Annotated in this window: 2 protein-coding genes (1 of these 2 running past the window's edge); both read left to right on the plus strand. The window is 67.0% G+C overall.

Annotated elements, in window-relative coordinates:
• Window positions 1-9,651, plus strand: a complete 9,651-nt coding sequence (locus tag FS767_RS09760; RefSeq protein ID WP_144965045.1) for a non-ribosomal peptide synthetase — start codon at window positions 1-3, stop codon at window positions 9,649-9,651.
• Window positions 9,651-21,569, plus strand: the 5' portion of a protein-coding gene (locus FS767_RS09765) for a non-ribosomal peptide synthase/polyketide synthase (protein WP_144965047.1). Its footprint extends 5,769 nt past the window's final position; 11,919 of the gene's 17,688 nt are visible here — the first part of the coding sequence; it begins with the start codon at window positions 9,651-9,653; its stop codon lies beyond the right edge, outside the window. The genes FS767_RS09760 and FS767_RS09765 overlap by 1 nt, the downstream gene beginning before the upstream one ends.

Below are 21,569 nucleotides of genomic sequence, written 5' to 3' on the forward strand. Positions count from 1 at the left end.
ATGAATGCCGATAAGTCCCTCAAGCTTGCCCGCCGTTTCATAGAGCTGCCAGTGGACAAGCGTCATCTGTTTCTGGATGGCCTGCGCGCCGAAGGCATCGACTTTTCCCAATTCCCCATCGCCGCCGACGTGCAGGTCCCGGACCGCGATGCACTGTCGTATGCTCAGCAGCGCATGTGGTTCCTCTGGCAGCTGGACCCGCGCAGCGGTGCCTACAACCTGCCCAGCGCCGTGCGCTTGAGCGGGCCTTTGAACGTGGCGGCGCTGGAGCAGGCCTTTGCTTGCCTGGTAGAGCGCCACCAGAGCCTGCGCACGGTGTTTGCCGAAGGCGCAGACGGCCAGGTCCGGCAGGTGGCTGCCAAACACCCGGTGCACGTTGCCAAGCACAGCCTGGTTGAATTGGACGCCGATGCCCAGGCGCGCCGTGTGCGCGAGCTGGCCGAACAAGAGGCGCTGCAACCCTTCGATCTGGCCGTGGGCCCCTTGATGCGCGTGAGCTTGCTGACGCTTGCGGCGCAGGAGCATGTGCTGCTGTTGACCCTGCACCACATCGTGTCCGATGGCTGGTCGATGAACGTGCTCATCGACGAGTTCGTCCAGGCCTACCAGGCTTTTGCCGCAGGCGTTGAACCCGCGCTGCCGGCCTTGCCTGTCCAGTACATGGACTACGCCCTGTGGCAACGCAAGTGGCTGGAGGCCGGTGAGCAGGCGCGGCAGTTGGACTACTGGCACGAGCAGTTGGGCGATGAGCAGCCGTTGCTGGAGCTTGCCACCGATTTTCCACGCCCGGCGGTGGCCAGCCAGCGCGGCCAGCGTCACGAGCTGGTCATCGATCCCGCCCTGGCGGAACAACTGCGGGCCCTGGCGCGCCAGCACAACGTGACCTTGTTCATGGTTTTGCTGGCAGCATTCAATGTGCTGTTGTACCGCCATACCGGCCAGACCGATCTGCGCATCGGCGTGCCCGTGGCCAACCGCAATCGGGCCGAGGTCGAAGGCTTGATCGGTCTGTTCGTCAACACCCAGGTGCTGCGCACCACCCTGCAAGGCCAGCAGTCGGTCGCCAGCCTGCTGGGCGCCGTGAAACAGACCGCCGCCGGTGCCCAGGCGCACCAGGACCTGCCCTTCGAGCAGTTGGTCGAGGCCCTGGACCTTGACCGCAGCCTGAGCCATAACCCGCTGTTCCAGGTGATGTACAACCACTTGCCGAACGTTGCCGATATCGAGGTGATGACGGTGGGCGAGGGGTTGGAGCTGCGCCCTCTGGAGGCGAGCAGCCGCCCCACGCCCTTCGACCTGACCCTCACCACCTTCGAGCGCGGTGGCCACCTGCATGCCTCGCTGACCTACGCCAGCGAGCTGTTCGAGCCGGCCACCATCGCGCGTATGGCCGGGCACTGGCTGCAGCTGCTGCAAGCGATGAGCGAGGATGCCGACCAGCCACTGGACCAACTGCCTTTGCTCGACTCCCATCAGACGGCGCTTTTGCACCAGCAGGCCACGGGCCCGCAGGCACCGGCAGCGCCGTCGGCATTGGAGATGTTCGAGGCCCAGGTGCAGCGCGTTCCCGATGCGCTGGCGCTGACATTCGCTGGGCAACGCCTGAGCTACGCCGAGTTGGATGCCCGCGCCAACGCGCTGGCCCTGCAACTGGTCGAGCTGGGCGTCGGTGCTCAGGTGTGCGTCGGCCTGGCCGCCGGGCGCTCGTTGGAAATGGTGATCGGCCTGCTGGCCGTGTGGAAAGCCGGGGCGGCCTATGTACCGTTGGACCCGGCATTCCCCGCCCAGCGGCTGGCCTACATGATCGAGGACAGCCGGGTCGGCGTGCTCCTGACCCAGCAGGCGCTGCAAGCCAGCCTGCCGCAGCTCGCCGGGGTGACGACCCTGTTGCTCGACCCCGCTCGCCCTGAAGTCAGTGCGCGGGGCCCACAGCGGCCAATCGACGCGGCCGAGCTGGCCTACGTCATCTACACCTCCGGTTCCACCGGCACCGCCAAGGGTGTGGCCGTCAGCCACGCCGCCCTGGGCAACTACCTGCAAGGTATTTTCCAGACCCTGCCGCTGCAGGGCGCCAGCAGCATGGCGGTGGTCTCCACCCTGGCGGCGGACCTGGGGCATACCGTGCTGTTCGGCGCATTGTGCTCCGGGCGCTCGCTGCACATCATCGAGCAGGACGTGGCCCTCGACCCGCAGCGCTTCGGCGCCTACATGCAGGGCCATGGCATCGACGTGCTGAAAATCGTGCCATCGCACCTGGAGGCGCTGCTGGGCGCTGACCAACCGCAACAGGTGCTGCCTGCCCGCTGCCTGGTGCTCGGTGGCGAGGCCTGTTCGCCTGCACTGATCGAACGCCTGCGCGCCCTGGGCCGCTGCGACATCATCAACCACTACGGCCCGACCGAAATCACCGTCGGCGTGCTGACCCAGAACCTCAGCGCGGCAGACAGCCCCATCGTGCTGGGCCGGCCATTGCCCAACACCAGCACCCAGGTGCTCGATGCCGGCCTGCAACGCCAGGCGCCGGGCAGCCACGGCGAGTTGTACATCGGTGGCGCCGGCCTTGCCCGTGGATACCAGAACCGCCCGGGCATGACCGCCGAACGCTTCGTGCCCGATCCCTTCGGCGCACCGGGTGCGCGCCTGTATCGCACAGGCGACCGGGTGCGTCGTCTGCCCTCGGGCGAGCTGGCGTTCCTTGGTCGTGTCGACCGCCAGGTCAAGCTGCGCGGCTACCGCATCGACCTGGATGAAGTGCTGATGGCCCTGCGTGCGGCGCCCCAGGTGCGCGACGCGGCCGTGCTGCTGGTGGGCGAAGCGGCCCATGCGCAACTGGTGGCCTATGTGGTCTATGCGGGCACTGACGCGCAGGCGCAACTGGAGGCCTGGCTGCAAGCGCGTCTGCCTGACTACATGCTGCCCAGCACCTACCAAGCCCTGGCCGTCATGCCCCTGACCGCCAACGGCAAGCTCGATACCCGCGCGCTGCCTCAGCCCACCCAGACGCGTGCCGCCGCTGCCCACGTGCCGCCTGTGACCGAGCGAGAACACGCCCTGGCGGGCATCTGGGAACAGGTGCTCAAGGTGCCGGCAGTAGGGCTTGGCGACAACTTCTTCAGCCTGGGGGGCCACTCGTTGCTGGCCGTGCAGATCGTCTCGCGGGTGCGCCGCCAACTGGGGCTCGACCTGCCGCTGCGGGCCATGTTCGACACGGCCAACCTGGGTGAGCTGGCCCAGGCGCTGGAGCACTGCGAGCGTTACCGCGAACAGACGGCCATTGCGGCACTGCCGCGCAGCGAGCGCCTGCCGGCGTCATTCGCCCAGCAGCGTCAATGGCTGTACTGGACCCTGCAGCCCCAGAGCACCGCCTACCACACCCCGCTGGCCGTGCGGCTGCAGGGCCAGCTTGATCGCCAGGCCTTGCAGCGGGCGATGGACACCTTGCTGGCACGGCACGAAGCCTTGCGCACCACGTTCCTCCAGGAGGATGGCCAGCTTTATCAGCAGGTGCAGCCGGCCGGGGCGGTGGACCTGCAATGGACGGCCTTGCCCAATGCCAGCCAACCCCAGCTGGAGCTTGCGGTGCGCGCTGAAATCACGCGCCTGTTCGACCTGCACCAGGGGCCCCTGATGCGGGTCAAGGTGATCGAGCGCGCAATGGATGAATGGGTGCTGGTGCTGACGCTGCACCACATCACCTCCGACGGCTGGTCCATGAGCCTGTTGGTGCACGAGTTCGTCGAGCTCTACAGCGCCTTCAATGCCGGCCATACGTGCGCCCTGCAACCGCTGGCGGTGCAGTACGCCGACTACGCCCACTGGCAGCGCCAGTGGCTGGCCCAAGGCGAGATGCAGCGCCAGCAGGCTTATTGGGTCGAACGCCTTGGGGGTGAACCGGTGGTGCTGTCGCTGCCGACCGATCACCCGCGCACGGCGCAGCTCAGCGACCGTGGCGGGCGCCTTGACCTGCGCCTGCCGCAGGACCTGGAGCGTCAGGTACGCGAGCTGGCCCAGGCCCAAGGCGTCACCTTGTTCCAGCTGTTCCTGGGTAGCTTCGCCTTGCTGTTGCAACGTTACAGCGGCCAGCAGGACTTGCGCATCGGGGTGCCGGTGAACAACCGCAACAGCCAGGAGCTGGAGGCGGTGGTCGGCTTTTTCGTCAACACCCTGGTCATGCGCTTGTGCCCGCAACCTGAGCAGTCGGCAGGCCATTGGCTGCAGACGGTCAAGGAGGTGACGTTGTCGGCCCAGGCCAACCAGGACCTGCCGTTCGACCGCCTGGTGGAAGTGCTCAACCCCCAGCGCGCGCTGAATCACAACCCGCTTTTCCAAGTGATGTACAACCACCTGAGCACGGTCGGCGCCACTGCCACTGGCACCAGCCTGCCGGGTTTGCAGGCCCGCGAACTGCAGCTTGACGGCGGCGGCGCGCAGTTCGAGTTGTCCCTTGAGACCCTGGAAACGCCGCAGGGCATCTCCCTGGCCCTGGTGTACGCCGCCGACCTGTTCGAAGCCGCCACCATCGAGCGTATGGCCGGCCACTGGCAAACCCTGCTGCGCGGCATGGTTGCCTGCCCTGCACAGGCCATAGGCGAGCTGCCGATGCTCGCTGCCAGTGAACAGCACGGCCTGCGCACCTGGAACCAGACCGCGCAGCGTTATCCCGACGAATACTGTGTCCACCGCCTGATCGAACAGCAGGCCCAGCGCAGCCCTGAGGCCACCGCCGTGGTATTCGGCGCACGTCAACTCACTTATCGCCAGCTCAACAACGCCGCCAATGGCCTAGCCCTGCAGTTGATCGAGCGTGGCGTCGGCCCGGACGTGCTGGTAGGCATCGCCGCCGAGCGTTCGCTGGAGCTGGTCATCGGCCTGCTGGCCATCCTCAAGGCCGGGGGTGCCTACCTGCCGCTGGACCCGGACTACCCAGAGGAGCGCCTGGCCTACATGATCGAGGACAGCCGCATGGCCTTGCTGCTGCATGCGCCAGGCCTGCGCCTGCCGGTGCCTGAAGGGCTGGCGACACTCGAACTGCCGGCCCCGCAGGCAGACCCGGCCCACGTACCGAACCCGCATGTCGACCTGGCGCCGGAGCACCTGGCCTACGTGATCTACACCTCCGGCTCCACCGGCAAGCCCAAGGGCGCCGGTAACCGCCATGTGGCCCTGGCCAACCGCCTGTACTGGATGCAGCAGGCCTATGAGCTGACCGCTGCTGACCGGGTGCTGCAAAAGACCCCATTCAGCTTCGACGTGTCGGTGTGGGAGTTCTTCTGGCCATTGATGACCGGCGCCCAACTGGTGGTGGCCGAGCCTGGTGCGCACCGCGACCCGGCGCAGCTGGTGGCGCTGATCGAGCAGCACGGCATCAGCACGCTGCACTTCGTGCCGTCGATGCTGCAGGTGTTTCTGCAATCGCCGGACCTGGACGGGTGCCACAGCCTGCGACGCATCCTGTGCAGCGGCGAGGCGCTGGCGCTCGATGCCCAGGCCCAGGTGCTTGCACGCCTGCCCAAGGCCGGCCTGTACAACCTGTACGGCCCAACCGAAGCCGCCATCGACGTCACCCACTGGACCTGCGTGGAGGAGGGCAGCGACAGCGTGCCCATCGGGCGCCCCATCGCCAACCTGCACACCTACGTGCTGGACTCGGCCCTGCAACCGGTGGTGCCGGGGGTGGCCGGTGAGCTGTACCTGGGTGGCGTAGGCCTGGCCCGTGGGTATCACCGCCGCCCGGCGCTGACCGCCGAGCGCTTCGTGGCAAGCCCTTTGGGTAATGGCGAGCGCTTGTACCGCACGGGTGACCTGGTGCGTTACCGCGCCAACGGCGTGCTGGAGTACCTCGGCCGCCTGGACCACCAGGTGAAGATCCGTGGCCAGCGCATCGAGCTGGGAGAAATCGAGGCGCGCCTGCTGGAGGTGGCCGGCGCGAGTGAAACCGTGGCCGTGGCCCGCCAGGATGCCCAGGGCCAGCACCTGGTCGGCTACGTGGCCGACGCGTGCGCGCCTGCTGATCTTGCCGCATGGCAAGCCCAGCTCAAGGCCCGGCTGGCCGAGACCTTGCCGGCCTACATGGTGCCTTCGCACCTGGTGTGGCTGCCGGCAATGCCCTTGAGCCCCAACGGCAAGCTGGACCGCAAGGCCTTGCCTGCGCCTGATCTGGATCAAGCCCGGCAGGCCTTCCAGGCACCGAGCACTGAGCTCGAGTGCACCGTTGCAGCCATCTGGCGCCAGGTGTTGCACCTGGACCAGGTAGGCATGGCCGATCACTTCTTCGACCTGGGCGGGCATTCGCTGCTCGCCACCCAGGTGATTTCGCGTGTTGCCCAGGTACTGGACCTGGAGGTGCCACTGGCGCTGCTGTTCGAACACAGCACCCTGCATGCCTTCACCCAGGCCGTGAGCGCCCTGCAAGGCCACCGCGTCGCGCCGATTGCCCCGGTGGACCGCAACCAGCCACTGCAGCTGTCGTTCGCCCAGGAGCGGCAGTGGTTCCTCTGGCAGCTGGAACCGCACAGCAGCGCCTATCACATCCCCATGGCCCTGCGCTTGCGAGGCGAGTTGGACCTGCAGGCGCTGGAAGACAGCTTTAACCTGCTGGTGCAGCGCCACGAAAGCCTGCGCACCACCTTCATCCAGGAGCAGGCCCAGGTTCGTCCGGTCATCCACGCCCACTGGCGTTTGCCTGTGCCGGTGCACTCCGTTGCGGGCCAAGAAGAGGAGGGCGCAGCGATTCAGGCCTTCCTCCAAGCCCAGACTGCCCAGCCCTTCGACTTGATCAATGGGCCGTTGCTGCGCATCGGTGTGCTGCAACTGGGGGCGCAGGACCATGTGCTGACCCTGGTCCAGCACCACATCGTTTCCGATGGCTGGTCGATGCAGGTGATGGTCGATGAATGGATGCAGAGCTATGCCAGCCTGACCAGCGGCGCGCAGCCCAACCTTGCGCCGCTGCCCGTCCAGTACCTGGATTACGCCCACTGGCAGCGCGACTGGCTGGCAGCCGGTGAACGCGAGCGTCAGCTGATGTACTGGCGTGAGCAGTTGGGCGATGAGCCGGTGGTACTGGAGCTGCCCACCGATCGCCCGCGTCCTGCGGTGCAGAGCTACCGCGGTGCCCGCCTGGGGCTGACCTTGGACACGCAGCTGGCCACGGGCCTGCAACAGCTGGCGCAACAGCACAACGTCACGCTGTTCATGCTGCTGCTGGCCTCGTTCCAGGCGCTGCTGCAGCGCTACAGCGGCCAGGACGACATCCGTGTCGGCGTGCCCGTCGCCAACCGCCACCGCCTGGAGACCGAGCGGCTGATCGGCTTCTTCGTCAATACCCAGGTCCTGCGTGCGCGCTTCGATGGGCAACTGACCGTAGAGGCGCTGTTGGAACAAGTGCGCCAGGCTGCGCTGGGCGCCCAGCAGCATCAGGACCTGCCGTTCGAGCAACTGGTCGAAGCCCTGCAGCCTGCACGCAGCCTGAGCCACAACCCGCTGTTCCAGGTGATGTTCACCCACCGCAACCTGCTCGACCAGCAGCTGGGTGATGGCTTCAAGGTACCGCAGCTCGATGTCCAGACCCTGAGCGGTGAACATCACAGTGCCCAGTTCGACCTGGCCCTGGACACCTTCGAGACACCCGACGGCCTGGGCGCGACCTGGACCTTCGCCACCGACCTGTTCGAAACCAGCACCCTCGAGCGCATGGCCAGCCATTGGCAAACCCTGCTGCGCGGCATGCTTGCCAGCCCCCAGGCGCGAGTGGCCGAGCTGCCCCTCATGGACGCAGGGCAGCTGGACACTGCGCGCACCTGGAACCAGACCGCGCAGCGTTACCCCGACGAATACTGTGTCCACCGCCTGATCGAGCAGCAGGCCCAGCGCAGCCCCGAGGCGAGCGCCGTGGTGTTCGGCCCACGTCAACTCACTTATCGCCAACTCAACAACGCCGCCAATGGCCTGGCCCTGCAGCTGATCGAGCGTGGCGTCGGCCCGGATGTGCTGGTAGGCATCGCCGCCGAGCGTTCGCTGGAGCTGGTCATCGGCCTGCTGGCCATCCTCAAGGCCGGGGGTGCCTACCTGCCGCTGGACCCGGACTACCCAGAGGAGCGCCTGGCCTACATGATCGAGGACAGCCGCATAGCCTTGCTGCTGCATGCGCCAGGCCTGCGCCTGCCGGTGCCTGAAGGGCTGGCGACACTCGAACTGCTGGCCCCGCAGGCAGACCCGGCCGACGTACCGAACCCGCACGTCGACCTGGCGCCGGAGCACCTGGCCTACGTGATCTACACCTCCGGTTCCACCGGCAAGCCCAAGGGCGCCGGTAACCGCCATGTGGCCCTGGCCAACCGCCTGTACTGGATGCAACAGGCCTATGAACTGACCGCCGCTGACCGGGTGTTGCAGAAGACCCCATTCAGCTTCGACGTGTCGGTGTGGGAGTTCTTCTGGCCGTTGATGACCGGCGCCCAACTGGTGGTGGCCGAGCCCGGCGCGCACCGCGACCCGGCGCAGCTGGTGGCGCTGATCGAGCAGCACGGCATCAGCACGCTGCACTTCGTGCCGTCGATGCTGCAGGTGTTTCTGCAATCGCCGGACCTGGACGGGTGCCACAGCCTGCGACGCATCCTGTGCAGTGGCGAGGCGCTGGCGCTCGATGCCCAGACCCAGGTGTTCGCACGCCTGCCCAAGGCCGGCCTGTACAACCTGTACGGCCCGACCGAAGCCGCCATCGACGTTACCCACTGGACCTGCGTGGAGGAGGGCAGCGACAGCGTGCCCATCGGGCGCCCCATCGCCAACCTGCACACCTACGTGCTGGACGCGGCCCTGCAACCGGTGGTGCCGGGGGTGGCCGGTGAGCTGTACCTGGGTGGCGTGGGCCTGGCCCGTGGGTATCACCGCCGCCCGGCGCTGACCGCCGAGCGCTTCGTGGCAAGCCCTTTGGGTAATGGCGAGCGCTTGTACCGCACAGGTGACCTGGTGCGTTACCGCGCCGACGGCGTGCTGGAGTACCTCGGCCGCCTGGACCACCAGGTGAAGATCCGTGGCCAGCGCATCGAGCTGGGTGAAATCGAGGCGCGCTTGCTGGAGGTGGCCGAAGTCCGGGAAGCGGTCGTGCTGGCTCAGCCTGGCGCCGCCGGCGCGCAACTGGTCGGCTACGTGCTGGTCGACGGTGCTGACTTGGAGCCCACTCGCCAGGCGCTGCTGCGCGAGCGCCTCAAGGCTCACCTCAAGGCCAACCTGCCCGGCTACATGGTCCCCGGCCAATGGCTGCTGCTGGAGCAGTGGCCGCTCAGCCCCAACGGCAAGCTGGACCGCAAGGCCTTGCCACTGCCCCAGGCAGCGCCACCACAACAGGGCTACGAAGCCCCGCAACGCCCGGTCGAGTGCCAACTGGCAGCGATCTGGCAGGACCTGCTCCAGCTCGACAAGGTCGGCTTGAACGACCACTTCTTCGACCTGGGCGGTCACTCCCTTCTCGTCGTGAGCCTGGTCTCACGCATTCAACTCGAGCTTGGTATGAAGGCAACTGCGCAATTGATTTTCCAATACCCCACCCTGGGCGAGCTGGCCCGCCAACTGGAGCACGAAGGCGGGGCGGTGGATGCCGCCACCCTCGACCAGCTCGAAAGCCTGCTCGACGAAATGGAGGCGGTGTAATGGATCACGCCAGCGCCCTGCGCATTGCCCAGCGTTTCATCGCCTTGCCCGTGGACAAGCGCCGCCAGTACCTGGCCAAGATGGCCGAACAAAAGGTCTCGCCCGGCAACCTGCCAATTCCTGTCATCCGCGAGCAGTTAAACAGCCTGCCGCTGTCCTTCGCCCAGGAGCGCCAGTGGTTCCTTTGGCAACTGGAGCCAGGCAGCAGCGCATCGCATATCCCTACCGCCTTGCGCCTGCGCGGTCACCTCGACACCCAGGCCTTGCAGCAGGCGTTCGATGCCCTGGTGGCACGCCACGAGACCCTGCGCACCACCTTCGTGATGAAGGACGAGCGGCCCCGCCAGCACGTGCATGGCTCACTGCCGATCGCGATCGAGCCGTTGCAGCTGCCGGCCACCCTGGCACCCGAGCATCAACACGCCCAAGTGCAGGCGTTGATCGAGCAGCAGATCGCCAGGCCCTTCGACCTCGAGCACGGCCCGCTGGTACGGCTGGGGCTGCTGAGGGTGGCTGACGATGAGCATGTGCTGGTGATGGTGCAGCACCACATCGTCTCCGATGGCTGGTCGATGCAGGTCATGGTCGATGAGCTGATGCAGCTGTACCTGGGCTTGGTCCACGGGCGGGCGGTCCAGCTGCCTGCGCTGCCCATTCAGTACGCCGACTATGCCATCTGGCAGCGTCGCTGGATGGAAGCCGGCGGCAGCGAGCAGCAACTGGCCTACTGGCGTGAGCAACTGGGCGCGCATCAACCGGTGCTCGAGTTGCCCACCGACCGTCCGCGCGCGGCCCAGCCAAGCCTGCGCGGCGCGCGTTTCGACTTGCCCATCGACAAGGCGCTGAGCGAAGCCTTGCAAGCCCTCGCGCAGCAGCAACAGGTCACGCTGTTCATGCTGTTGCTGGCGTCGTTCCAGGTGCTGCTGCACCGCTACACCGGCCAGACCGATATTCGCGTCGGGGTGCCCAACGCCAACCGCAACCGGGTCGAGACCGATCGCCTGCTGGGTTTCTTCGTCAACACCCAGGTGCTGCGCGCCGATGTGCAGGGGGCCTTGGCCTTCCCGGCGTTGCTGCAACAGGTCAAGCAGACGGTACTCGGTGCTCAGGCGCATCAGGACTTGCCGTTCGAGCAACTGGTCGAAGCCTTGCAGCCAGACCGCAGCCTGAGCCACAACCCGTTGTTCCAGGTGATGTACAACCATCAGCGCCAGGGCCGCGACCCACGTGCCCAGCAGGTGCCTGGCCTGGACATCGAAGGGCTGTTCTGGGAAAGCCACAGCGCTTCGTTCGACCTCACGCTGGACACCGTCGAGGGTGAAGACGGCCTGTGGGCGTCGCTGACCTATGCGTGCGACCTGTTCGATGCCGCCACCATCGAGCGCCTGGGGGGCCATTGGCTGACCCTGCTGCGCGGCCTCGTCGCCGATCCGTCGCGCTGCGTTGCTGCACTGCCGATGCTGGCCGTCGATGAGCATGAGCACCTGCACGCCGTGCGAAACGCCCCTGACCTGCGCCACGCCGACGGCCCGCTGGTGCACGAGCGCATTGCCCAGTGGGCTGCGCAAACCCCGCAGGCCACCGCCTTGCTGTTTGGCGAGCAGCGCATGAGCTTTGCCCAGCTCGATCAGCAGGCCAACCGCCTGGCCCATGCCCTGGTCACAGCAGGGGTGGGGCCGGAAGTGCTGGTCGGTATCGCCCTGGAGCGTGGCCTTGAGATGGTCGTGAGCCTGTTGGCGGTACTCAAGGCCGGCGGTGCCTATACGCCGCTCGACCCGCAATACCCCCGCGAGCGCCTGGCTTACCTGATGCAGGACAGCGGCATGGCCCTGCTGCTCAGCGACAGCGCGCTCCTGCAGCGCCTGCCGGTACCGGATGGCTTGGCAACCCTGGCCCTGGACCACATGGACCTGGCCGCGCAACCCTGCCACGCGCCGGCGAACGCCGCCCAGGCCGATAACCTGGCCTACGTCATCTACACCTCGGGCTCCACGGGCCTGCCCAAAGGGGTGGCAGTGGCCCATGGCCCCATCGCCATGCATTGCCGAGCCATTGGCGAGCGCTATGAAATGACGCCGGCCGACTGCGAACTGCACTTCATGTCGTTCGCCTTCGACGGTGCCCACGAGCGCTGGCTCACGCCCCTGACCCACGGGGCTTCGCTGCTCATCCGCGACCCGCAGCTGTGGACGCCGGAGCAAACCTATGCCGCCATGCATGCACATGGGGTGACGGTCGCTGCGTTCCCACCGGTCTACCTTCAGCAACTGGCCGAGCACGCCGAGCGCGATGGCAACCCACCGCCGATGCGGGTGTACTGCTTCGGCGGCGATGCGGTGTCCGAGGCCAGCTACGCCATGGCCCGGCGCGCACTGCGCCCGACCTATATCATCAATGGCTACGGCCCTACCGAAACCGTGGTCACCCCCCTGATCTGGAAAGCTGGCGAACAGGACAGCTGCGGTGCGGCCTATGCGCCCATTGGCGATCGCGTCGGCGAACGGCGCGCGTATGTGCTCGATGCCGACCTGAACCTGTTGCCCCTGGCCATCCCGGGGGAGTTGTACCTGGGCGGGCAGGGCTTGGCCCGTGGCTACCTCAAGCGCCCGGCGCTCACTGCCGAAAGGTTCGTACCGGACCCGTTCGGCAACGGTGCCCGGCTGTACCGCAGCGGTGATCGGGTGAGCCTGCGCAGCAGCGGCATCATCGACTACCTCGGGCGCATCGACCGCCAGGTCAAGGTGCGGGGTTTTCGTATCGAGCTGGGCGAGGTGGAAGCGCGCCTGCTGGCGGTGCCGGGCGTGCGCGAAGCGGTGGTGGTGGCCCAGGCCGGCCCGAGCGGCCAGCAACTGGTCGGCTACGTGGTGAGCGATGACGCGCCGCAATTGGCGTCCGATCATCAGGCCCAGGCTGAGCGCCGCGAATCGATCAAGCGCTGTTTGAAGGTGGACCTGCCCGACTACATGGTGCCCACGCACGTGCAGTTGCTCGAACGCATGCCCTTGACCCCCAACGGCAAGATCGACCGCCAGGCCCTGCCCGCAGTCGACCTTACCCAGCTGCAAGGCCAGCATGTGGCTGCCAGCAGCCCGCTCGAGCAGGCGCTGGTGCAGATCTGGCAGGCGGTGCTGAAGGTGCCTCAGGTGGGGGTGACCGACAATTTCTTCGAACTGGGCGGCGATTCGATCATCTCGATCCAGATGGTCAGCCGGGCCCGTCAGGCCGGCATCGTGCTCAGCCCCAAAGACCTGTTCCTGCACCAGACCGTGCAGGCCCTGGCCGGTGTGGCCCGTTTTGGCGAGGTCGCCCGCATCGATCAGGGCCCGGTCAGTGGCAGCTTGCCGCTGCTGGCCATCCAGCGCTGGTTCTTCGCCCAGGGCATTGCCGATGCGCACCACTGGAACCAGTCCGTGCTGCTGGCACCGACGCAGGCGTTGCAGCCACGTGCGCTGGAGGCGGCGTTGCAGGCGCTGGTGCTGCACCATGACGCCTTGCGCCTGCGCTTCGATGCCCAAGCCGGGCTCGCCTGGCACCGGGCACCGGCCCAGCAACAGAGCGCCGAGGAGCAGGCGCCTTTGCTGTGGCACGCCACGGTCGAGCGCGGCCAGGCCCTGACTGCGTTGTGCGAGCAGGCCCAGCGCAGCCTCGACCTGCACCAAGGGCCGCTGCTGCGAGCTGTGCTGGCGGAGTTGGACGATGGCAGTCAGCGGCTGTTGCTGGTGGTTCATCACCTGGTCGTGGACGGTGTGTCCTGGCGCATTCTGTTCGACGATCTGCAGCAGGCCTACTCGCAGTGCCTGGCAGGCCAGGCGCTGTCGCTGCCGGCCAAGACCACGGCCTACAAGCACTGGGCAGAACGCCTGCAGGCACTGGCGCAAACCCCGGCCCTGGCCGAGCAGCTGCCGTACTGGCAGGCGCAGGTCGCAGGCGCCGCCGACCACCTGCCAGGCGCGCGTCCTCACGCCAGCCTGGAAAAACGCCATGCCTGTACGGTACACACGCGCCTGGACGACACGCTGACCCGGCAATTGCTGCAACATGCCCCGGCGGCCTACCGCACCCAGGTCAACGACCTGCTGCTGACCGCGCTGACCCGGGTGATCTGCCGCTGGACCGGGCAGGCCTCGGCGCTGATCCAGCTCGAAGGGCACGGCCGCGAAGCGCTGTTCGACGAGGTCGACCTGACCCGCACGGTGGGCTGGTTCACCAGCGCCTTCCCGGTACGCCTGGACGATGCCGCTGACCTGACCGACGCGATCAAGACCGTCAAGCAGCAGTTGCGCGCGATCCCCGACAAGGGTATCGGCTACGGCGCGTTGCGCTACATGGGCAGCGCCCAGTCACAGGCAGCCCTCAACGGCCTGGCCGAGCCGCGCATCACCTTCAACTACCTGGGCCAGTTCGACGGCAGCTTTGCCAGCGACCAGGGTGCCCTGTTCGTGCCAGCCAGCGAGGACGCCGGCGCCGAACAGGGCGCCGAGGCCCCGCTCGGCAATTGGCTGAGCATCAACGGCCAGGTGTACGCAGGCCAGTTGCGCCTGGGCTGGACCTTCAGCGAAGCGATGTTCGAGCGCAGCGACATCGAGCGGTTGGCGCAGGATTACGCACGCGAGCTGAACCAGCTGGTCGCCCACTGCCTGTTGCCGGGCAGTGCCGGGGTGACGCCTTCGGACTTCCCGCTGGCCATGCTCGACCAGCCACAGCTGGACGCCCTTGGCCTGCCCTGGGCGGACGTCCAGGACCTGTACCCGCTCTCGCCCATGCAGCAGGGCATGCTGTTCCACAGCTTGCTTGAGCAACAAGGGGGGGACTACATCAACCAGCTGTCGGTCAGCGTCGAGGGGCTGGCGCCCGAGCGTTTCCGTGAGGCATGGCAGGCGGTGGTCCAGCGCCATGACATATTGCGCAGCGGGTTCCTCTGGCAAGGCGGGCTGGCCCAGCCGCTGCAGTGGGTGCGCAAGCAGGTGCAGCTGCCGTGCCGTGAAATCGACCTGCGTGGCCATGAAGATCTTGACGCTGCATTGACGCGCCTGGCTGATGCCGAACGCGAGCAAGGCTTCGACCTGGCCCAGGCGCCACTGCTGCGCTTGACGCTGGCCCGCACGGGGGATGATCGCTATCAGCTGATCTATACCAGCCATCACATTTTGCTCGACGGCTGGAGCAATTCGCAGCTGCTCGGCGAGGTGCTGCAGCACTACGCAGGCCAGGCGCTGCAGAGCCTGAACGGGCGCTACAGTGACTACATCGGCTGGTTGCAACGCCAGAACAAACAGGCCAGCGAGGCCTTCTGGCGCGCACAGTTCGCCACCCTTGAGGAGCCGACCTGGCTGAGCCGTGCGCTCAAGTGCGCCGCCACCGGCCAGACCGGGCAAGGCGAATTCAAATGGCGCCTGGACGCTGCGATGACCGAACAGTTGCACGGCTTTGCCCGTCAGCAGAAAGTCACCCTCAACACGCTCGTGCAGGCCGCCTGGCTGTTGCTGTTGCAGCGCTACACCGGCCACGACAGCGTGGCATTCGGGGCCACGGTCGCGGGCCGGCCTACGCAATTGCAGGGCATCGAGCAGCAGATCGGCCTGTTCATCAATACCCTGCCGGTAGTCGCGCGGCCCGAGCCGCAGCTGGCGCTGGCCGGTTGGTTACAGACCGTACAAGGCATCAACCTGGCACTTCGGGACCACGAACACAGTGCGCTGAGTGATGTGCAGCGCTGGGCCGGGCAGGGCGGCGATGGATTGTTCGATACCCTGCTGGTATTCGAAAACTACCCTGTGTCCGAGGCGCTGCAGCAAGGCGGCGTCAGTGACCTGCACTTTGGTGACGTGCACAGCCATGAGCAGAACAACTACCCGCTGACCCTGAGCGTCAGCACCGGGGCCGACCTGTTGTTGCATTACAGCTATGACGCGGCGCAGTTCAGTGCCGAACGCATGGCCCAGGTTGCAGGCCACCTGGCCCATCTGCTGGCGCAGATGGCGGACGGCTCGCCCCAGCGCTGCCTGGGTGAGCTGAAGCTGTTCGAAGAGGGGCGCCAGCGCGCCCCGGTGCAGGACTGGGGCATGGCCGCCGGTCAATACCCAAGCCTGGCGCCTGCCCATGTGCTGTTCGAACGGCAGGCCCGGCGTGTTCCGAACCACATTGCGCTGATCACTGAAACCACCGAGCTGACCTACGCCCAGCTCAACGCGGCGGCCAACCGCCTGGCCCACCGCCTGATCGCCCAGGGCGTGGGCCCGGACGTGCTGGTCGGCATCGCCGTCGAGCGCGACGCGCCGATGGTCATCGCCCTGCTGGCCGTGCTCAAGGCAGGCGGCGGCTACGTGCCGCTCGATCCGAAATTCCCCCGCGAGCGCTTGCAGCAGATGGTCGAGGACAGCCGCATCGCGCTGCTGTTGACCCAGTCGCACTTGCGCCAAGCGCTGGCGCTGGACACGCAGGTGCAGTGCCTGCTGCTGGATACGCCTGAGGACGGCAGCGGCGCCGACAGCGACCCGCTCAACCGCGTGCACGGCGACAACCTGGCCTATGTGATCTTCACCTCCGGCTCGACCGGCCGGCCGAAGGGCGTAGCCATCAGCCATGGTGCCTTGACCCGCCACGCCTTAGTGGCCCAGTGGTATTCCGATATCCACGCATCCGACTGCGTACTGCAATTTGCCACGTTCAACTTCGACGCCTTCGTCGAGCAGCTTTACGCCCCGCTGGTCTGTGGTGCCACCGTGATGCTGCGGGGCAACGAAATCTGGGACAGCGAGACGTTCTACCAGCGGGTGCTGGCCCACGGCATCAGCGTGGCCGACCTGCCGACCGCGTACTGGAACCTGCTGGCCACCCAGTTTGCCGGCGTGGGGCCACGCGACTACGGGCAGCTGCGCCAGATTCATGCGGGCGGCGAAGCCATGCCGCCTGAAGGCATGGACGCCTGGCACAAGGCCGGGCTGGGCCATGTGCGCCTGCTCAACACCTACGGCCCGACCGAAACCACGGTCACTTCCACGACACTCGACTGCACCCCGTACGTGCTGGGCGAACAACCCGTGCCTCATACCTTGCCGATCGGCACGGCTTTGCCAGGGCGGGACATCTACCTGCTGGACGACGCCGGGCAGCCGGTGCCGACCGGTGTCGTGGGTGAGCTGGTGATCGGCGGCCAGTTGCTGGCGCGCGGCTATTTCGGCCGCAGTGCGCTGACCGCCGAGCGCTTCCTGCCCGACCCGTTCGGCGGCAACGGCGGGCGCTTGTACCGCACGGGCGACCTGGCGCGCTACCGTGCCGATGGCGTGATCGAATACGTCGGCCGGGTGGACCATCAGGTGAAGATCCGAGGCTTCCGTATCGAGCTGGGCGAGATCGAGACTTGCCTGCTGGCGCGGGCCGGTGTCAGCGAGGCGCTGGTCATGGCGCAGCCTGGCCCGAACGGGCCGCAACTGGTCGCTTACCTGGTTGCAGATGCAAACGTGCAGACGCTGCGCGAAGCGCTCAAGGCGAGCCTGCCGGACTACATGGTCCCCGCCCATCTCATGCTGCTCGACCACATGCCGCTGAGCCCGAGCGGCAAGATCGACCGCAAGGCGCTGCCGCTGCCCGAGGCCTCCAGTAACCAGGCATTTATCGCCCCCCAGCGCCCGCTCGAACAGCAACTGGCGCGTATCTGGCAAGACGTGCTGAAGCTTGAGCGGGTGGGGGTGGACGACAACTTCTTCGAGCTGGGCGGTGACTCGATCATCTCCATCCAGGTGGTCAGCCGAGCCCGTCAGCAGGGGCTGCACTTCACGCCCAAGGAGCTGTTCCAGCACCAGACCCTGCGCGCCCTGGCCAAGGTCGTGCGCACTGGCGACAGCGCCGTGCAGATCGACCAGGGTGCCGTCCTCGGCGGCATGCCCCTGCTGCCGGTGCAGCACAGCTTCTTCAGCGAGGCCATTGCCCAGCGTCACCACTGGAACCAGTCGGTGCTGCTGGTGCCGCGCACCGCGCTTGAGGGCGTTGCACTGGAGCAGGCATTGCAGGCCCTTGTGCAGCATCACGATGCGCTGCGCCTTACCTTCAGCGAGGGTGAGCAAGGCTGGCAGGCCGAACATGGCGAGCCCGTGACGGCGCTGCTGTGGCAACGCGAGGTGACCGATGCCCAGGCACTCACCGCCCTGTGCGACGATGCCCAGCGCAGCCTGGACCTGGCCCAGGGCCCGCTGCTGCGGGCCGTGCTGGCCACCCTGGCCGACGGCAGCCAGCGCTTGCTGCTGGTGATCCATCACCTGGTGGTCGATGGCGTGTCGTGGCGCATCCTCTTCGAGGACCTGCAGCAGGCCTACGCGCAATGCCTGGCCGGGCAGCCCGCCAAGCTGCCGAGCAAGACCACGGCCTACCAGGCCTGGGCGCATAAGCTTGAGGCGCATGCCCACGACCCGGCGCTGCTGGGCCAGAAGGACTACTGGCTGGCGCAACTGCGTGGTCAACGCACAGACCTGCCGGGCGCCAAGGCCGATGCGGGCATGCAGGGGCACCACGCCCAGACTGTGCAGACCCGCCTGGACACCCAGCAAACCCGTCGCCTGTTGCAGCAGGCGCCTGCGGCGTACCGCACCCAGGTCAACGACTTGCTGCTGACCGCCTTGGCCCGAGTGATCTGCCAGTGGACGGGCGAACAGGCCGCGCTGATCCAGTTGGAAGGCCATGGCCGCGAGGAGCTGTTCGACGACGTCGACCTCACCCGTACCGTGGGCTGGTTCACCAGCCTGTTCCCGGTGAAGTTGCCCGTGTCGACCGACCTTGGCGATACGCTTCGCCAGGTCAAGGAACACCTGCGTGGCATCCCTGACAAGGGTATCGGCTATGGTGTGCTGCGCTACCTGGGGGACGCTGCCACACGCGAGGCCCTGGCGGCCCTGGCGACGCCGCGTATCACCTTCAACTACCTGGGCCAGTTCGACGGCAGTTTTGCCGACGACGATGACGCCTTGTTCATCCCGGCTACCGAAAAGCGCGGCCGTGAGCAGAGCCCGGACGCCCCATTGGACAATTGGCTGGTGCTCAACGGCCGCGTGTACGACGGTTGCCTGAGCCTGGACTGGACGTTCAGCGCCGAGCAGTTCGAAGTGCAGGCCATCGAGGCCTTGGCCGATGCCTACGGCGCACAATTGCAGGCGCTGATCGAACACTGCCTGGCGCCTGACGCGGGCGGCGTGACGCCCTCCGACTTCCCCCTGGCCGGTCTGGACCAGGCGCAGCTGGACCAGCTTGCGGTGCCTGCGGCCAACCTTGCGGACATCTACCCGCTGTCTCCGATGCAGCAGGGCATGTTGTTCCACAGCCTCTACGAACAGGGAAGTGGCGATTACCTGAACCAGATGCGTCTGGACATCGGCGGGCTCGACCCGCAGCGTTTGCGCAGCGCCTGGCAGGCCACCCTCGACGCCCACGCCATCCTGCGCACCGGGTTCAACTGGCAGTTCGAGCAAGCCGTGCAGGTGGTCTTGAGCCGGGTCGAGCTGCCGTTCCGCCTGCTGGACCTGCGCGACGACCCCTCTGCGCAAGCAACCCTTGATGCCCTGGCGCAAAGCGAACTGCAACGAGGCTTCGAGCTTCACACCGCGCCGTTGCTCAGGCTGGTACTTGCACAGACCGACGTGCAGGACTATCACCTGATCTACACCAGCCACCATATCCTGATGGACGGCTGGAGCACCTCGCAGCTGCTGGGCGAAGTGCTCCAGCGCTATGCCGGCCATCCGGTGGCCCATGGGCCTACGCAGTACCGCGACTACATCGGCTGGTTGCTGCGTCAGGACCGTCAGGCCAGCGAGGCGTTCTGGCGCGATCAACTGACCTGCCTGCCGGCACCGACCCTGCTGGCACAAGCCTTGAAGCCGGCAACGCGCAGCTCAGGTCAACACGATCACTTCCACCGGCTGGACGAACATCACACCCAGCGTCTGAACGCCTTTGCGCGGCGCCACAAGGTCACCCTCAACACCGTCATCCAGGCGGCCTGGCTGTTGCTGCTGCAACGCTACACCGGGCACGACGGCGTCGTGTTCGGGGCCACCGTGGCCGGGCGCCCGGCGGCGATCAGCGGCGTGGAGCAGCAGATCGGCCTGTTCATCAACACCTTGCCGGTAGTGGCCAGCCCCCAGGTAGATCAGCCGCTGCAGGCGTGGCTGCATGCGCTTGTGCAACTGAACCTGGCGCTGCGCGAGCAGGAGCACACCCCGCTCTTCGATATCCAGCGCTGGGCCGGGCAGGGCGGTGAAGCGCTGTTCGACAACATCCTTGTGTTCGAGAACTATCCGGTTTCCGAGGCGCTGCAAGCAGCGCCCGTGGACCTGCGCTTTGGCCGCATCGACAACCATGAGCAGAGCAACTACCCGCTGACCGTCAGCGTAAACGCCGGGTCCACCGTGCTGCTGCACTTCACCTATGCGGGCGAGGCATTCGATGCGCCGGGTATCGCGGGCATCAGTGACAACCTGGCCCACTTGCTCCTGCAGATGGTCGAGGGGCCCGACGGGCTTTGCCTGGGCGATCTGACCCTGCTGGACGACGGGCGCCAGCACGCCCCGGTGCAGGATTGGGGCATAGCCGCCGGTGAGTACCCAAGCCTGGCCCCTGCCCATGAGCTGTTCGCGCAGCAGGCCCGGCGTGTTCCGAACCACATTGCGCTGATCACTGAAACCACCGAGCTGACCTACGCCCAGCTCAACGCGGCGGCCAACCGCCTGGCCCACCGCCTGATTGCCCAAGGCGTGGGCCCGGACGTGCTGGTCGGCATCGCCGTCGAGCGCGATGCGCCGATGGTCATCGCCTTGCTGGCCGTGCTCAAGGCAGGCGGCGGCTATGTACCGCTCGACCCAAAATTCCCCCGCGAGCGCTTGCAGCAGATGGTCGAGGACAGCCGCATCGCGCTGCTGTTGACCCAGTCGCACTTGCGCCAAGCGCTGGCGCTGGACACGCAGGTGCAGTGCCTGCTGCTGGATACGCCTGAGGACAGCAGCGGCGCCGACAGCGACCCGCTCAACCGCGTGCACGCCGACAACCTGGCCTACGTGATCTTCACCTCCGGCTCGACCGGCCGGCCGAAGGGCGTAGCCATCAGCCATGGTGCCTTGACCCGCCACGCCTTCGTGGCCCAGTGGTATTCCGATATCCACGCATCCGACTGCGTGCTGCAATTTGCCACGTTCAACTTCGATGCCTTCGTCGAGCAGCTTTACGCCCCGCTGGTCTGCGGTGCCACCGTGATGCTGCGGGGCAACGAAATCTGGGACAGCGAGACGTTCTACCAGCGGGTGCTGGCCCACGGCATCAGCGTGGCCGACCTGCCAACCGCGTACTGGAACCTGCTGGCCACCCAGTTTGCCAGCGTAGGGCCACGCGACTACGGGCAACTGCGCCAGATTCATGCGGGCGGCGAAGCCATGCCGCCTGAAGGCATGGCCGCCTGGCACAAGGCCGGGCTGGGCCATGTGCGCCTGCTCAACACCTACGGCCCGACCGAAACCACGGTCACCTCCACCACGCTCGACTGCACCCCGTACGTGCTGGGCGAACAACCCGTGCCCCACACCTTGCCGATCGGCACGGCCTTGCCAGGGCGGGACATCTACCTGTTGGACGATGCCGGGCAGCCGGTGCCGACCGGTGTCGTGGGTGAGCTGGTGATCGGTGGCCAGTTGCTGGCGCGCGGCTATTTCGGCCGCAGTGCGCTGACCGCCGAGCGCTTCCTGCCCGACCCGTTCGGCGGCAACGGCGGGCGCTTGTACCGCACGGGCGACCTGGCGCGCTACCGTACCGATGGCGTGATCGAATACGTCGGCCGGGTGGACCATCAGGTGAAGATCCGTGGCTTCCGTATCGAGCTGGGCGAGATCGAGACCTGCCTGCTGGCGCAGGCCGGTGTCAGCGAGGCGCTGGTCATGGCG

The organism is Pseudomonas sp. DE0010, assembly GCF_007680745.1.
In the GTDB taxonomy this organism is placed as follows: Bacteria; Pseudomonadota; Gammaproteobacteria; order Pseudomonadales; family Pseudomonadaceae; genus Aquipseudomonas; species Aquipseudomonas parafulva_B.

Coding starts and splice junctions, on each gene's coding strand:
- FS767_RS09760 (WP_144965045.1), top strand. CDS start 1: ATGAATGCCGATAAGTCCCTCAAGCTTGCCCGCCGTTTCATAGAGCTG.